The sequence below is a fragment of the Streptomyces sp. NPDC054863 genome (assembly GCF_053610825.1).
The window spans coordinates 1-2,595 of sequence record NZ_JBSGZD010000512.1 but is presented as its reverse complement, the minus strand read 5'-3'; the positions used below and the strand labels follow the sequence as shown (position 1 = coordinate 2,595).

2 protein-coding genes are annotated in these 2,595 nt (G+C 72.6%); both read right to left on the bottom strand.

The genetic code is table 11. The features are described from left to right. Positions 1-47 precede the first annotated feature (47 nt). Positions 48-584, bottom strand: a complete 537-nt coding sequence (locus ACWGIG_RS38390) for a hypothetical protein (RefSeq protein WP_453326363.1) — start codon at positions 582-584, stop codon at positions 48-50. 47 nt (positions 585-631) lie between these two features. Further along, complete coding sequence (locus ACWGIG_RS38385; RefSeq protein ID WP_453326362.1) at positions 632-2,452, bottom strand: S8 family peptidase; 1,821 nt, start codon at positions 2,450-2,452, stop codon at positions 632-634. Positions 2,453-2,595 lie beyond the last annotated feature (143 nt).

Sequence of the window (2,595 nt, the reverse complement as noted above, 5' to 3'; positions counted from 1 at the left end):
GGGGAGAACCCACCGCCCGGCGCCGCCGGTCTGTTCCTCGACGGAACCTACTTCGTGACGACGATCGCCTTCAGGAGCGCCGGGCTCTGGTCGTCGTAGAAGCCGATGACCCGGTGCCCGAACGCGAACGCGCGCTGGACCGCGTCGTGCACGATCTGGCTCGGATTGACGAGCTGCCGCCAGGCGTTGTCCACCAGCAGGTACAGGATCGGCGGCTGGCCGGGGAGCGGCTGGACGACGTCCCAGTACTGCGTGGCGGTGTTGCTCTTGATGACCTGCGTCTCCAGGCCCTGCATCTGCTGGCCGAAGCCCTGCTGGCCCTGCTGCCCCTGGCCGAGCTGCTGCAGCAGCTGCTGGTACGGCTGCTGCTGGCCGAGCTGCTGGAGCTGCTGCCCCAGGCCGCTGCCGGGACCGTACTGCTGGCCCTGACCCTGGCCCTGCTGCTGCCCGAACTGCTGGGGCGGCGGCGGGGCGGTGCTGTCGGAACCCTGGTGACCCTGCTGGCCCTGCTGGCCCTGGCCGAACTGCTGCTGGCCGTAGCTCTGCCCGTAACTCTGGCCCTGCATCTGCGGGATGGTGCTCATGCCGTGCCACCTTCCGTCGTTGCGTCGTTGCTCCGTGGGGCTTGCGTTCAGCCGGTGACGACGAGACCGACGATCTCCTCGTCCGAGAACCACACGCGTACGTCCGGCCGGCCCCCCGCGAAGGCGGCGTGCACCGCCTGGCGGATGTCGGGGGCCGGGTCGTTCAGGTTGCGCCAAGCCCCCGCCACGAACAGCCGCAGCCGCGGCGGGAGTTCACGGGGGTACGGGAGCAGTTCGTCCCAGTACCGTTCGGCCTGCCCGGTGCCCACCGCGGACGGCAGCAGCCGGGTGGCCGCGGACTTGATGTCGGGCCGGTTGCCGATCCGCTGCGAGGACGGCCTGCCGGGCGCGTCCTGCTGCGGGGAGCCCGTCGCACGCAGCACCTCGCGGGCCTGCTGCGGCCCCATCGGCCCCAGGTTCGCCGCCTTGAGGATGCCCTGCAGCGAGGCCAGCGCACCGACCACCACCGGCGACGCGGCCGACGTGCCGGAGAAGGTGTCGGTGTACCAGGCGATCTCCTCGGCGCCGCCCTGGAGGTCGCCGGGACGGTCCCAGGAGCCGCCCGTGGTCGTGGTCTCCCGGCCCCAGCCCTGGGCGTCGACGCGCGCCCCGTAGTTCGAGAACGCGAGCCGCGAGCGGTCAGGACCGTGATCGCGGCCGTGCGTCCCGGGCGGGGGAGCGCCCGCACCCACCAGGACGGCCCCCGAGGACCCGTGCGACGGGTTGAAGGGATTGCGCCACTGCTCGGGGAACTCGTCCGGCCTGCGCTCGTACAGGGCGTCGTCCAGGCTCTCCGCGCCGTTGCCGGCCGGCTCCACGACGATGACGCCCCGCGCGGTCGCCCAGCGGATCGCCGCCAGGTCGTCCGGCCACCACTCCAGTGCGATGTAGCCGCGCTGGTCGTCACGCTCGGCGAAGTCGAACCGCGGTCCCGGCCGGTGCAGTTCGATCAGCACGAGGTCGCCGGGGGAGAGACGGGCCGCCGCGGCCTGGATGGTGGCCGCCGTGCCGAGCCCCCGGAAGGACGCGGCGGCGGTGTTGGCCTGCGGGGCGATTCCGGTGATGCCGCGCTCGTTGCGGTCGCCGCCGATCACGCCGAGGACGGCCGTGCCGTGGTTGCGCCAGGACAGGTCCTGCACCGGGGTGCCGATGACGACACCGGCGAGCCTGTCCGCCAGGTCCTCGTGGCCCAGCTGCCAGGCGCCCTCGATGTCGATGACGGTGACGCCCTCGCCCGAGCCGCCGGGCCTCGTCCACGCCCAGAGGGCGTCGATGCCCTCGGGGGCGGGCCGCAGATAGCCCTGCCGGCCGGTGAAGTCGGGAGTCGCCGGCGCACCCTCTTTGAGGCGCTTGCCCTCCTCGCCGCCCTGCTGGAAGCCGCCCTGCCGGGGGCCGCCCCGTCCGAAGCCTTCCTGCCCGGGGCCGGCCTGCGGGTAGGACTGCGACTGCGGCTCCTGCGGGTACCACTGCTGCGGGTACGAAGCCGGTACCGCACCCGGCTTCACGTACGCCGTCTCGATGCCGGGCAGCGCCGCCAGCCGCGCGGTCAGCTCGCGCGCCCGGTCCTCCCCGCCCCGTACGCGGTAGAAGAGCGACAGCTCCTCGTCCTCGCGTGCCGCGTTCACGTGCCGTTCCTCGTGGCCGAACAGCGGCTCCAGCACGAGCTGTTCGTCGCTCAGGAACATGTTCAGGGCCGATACGTCCGAGCCCGCCGCCGACCGGACGCCCTCGGCCCCCGCCCGCAGCCGGGCCTCGCCGAGTGCGACGACGATCAGCTCCGGTTCGGCGTCCTGGTAAGTGAATCCCGCTCCGCCGGGTCCTGGGCCCGCCGTTCCGGGGCCCTCTCCGGGGTGTACCTGATCGGTCATCGCTCCACCGCTCCCCTCGGGTGCCGTGCGCTGCGTGCCATCGGTCTCTACGGATCCTCGGTGGCCCACCCTGCTACTGCCGCGCCGATCCGTCCACCCGAATCACGCCAACTGCTCCTGAACAAAAGCGGAATGGTGAAAAT

What these genes read in the sequence shown, in the direction of transcription:
- ACWGIG_RS38390 (WP_453326363.1), bottom strand. Translation starts at nt 584, where the DNA reads ATGAGCACCATCCCGCAGATGCAGGGCCAGAGTTACGGGCAGAGCTAC.
- ACWGIG_RS38385 (WP_453326362.1), bottom strand. Translation starts at nt 2,452, where the DNA reads ATGACCGATCAGGTACACCCCGGAGAGGGCCCCGGAACGGCGGGCCCA.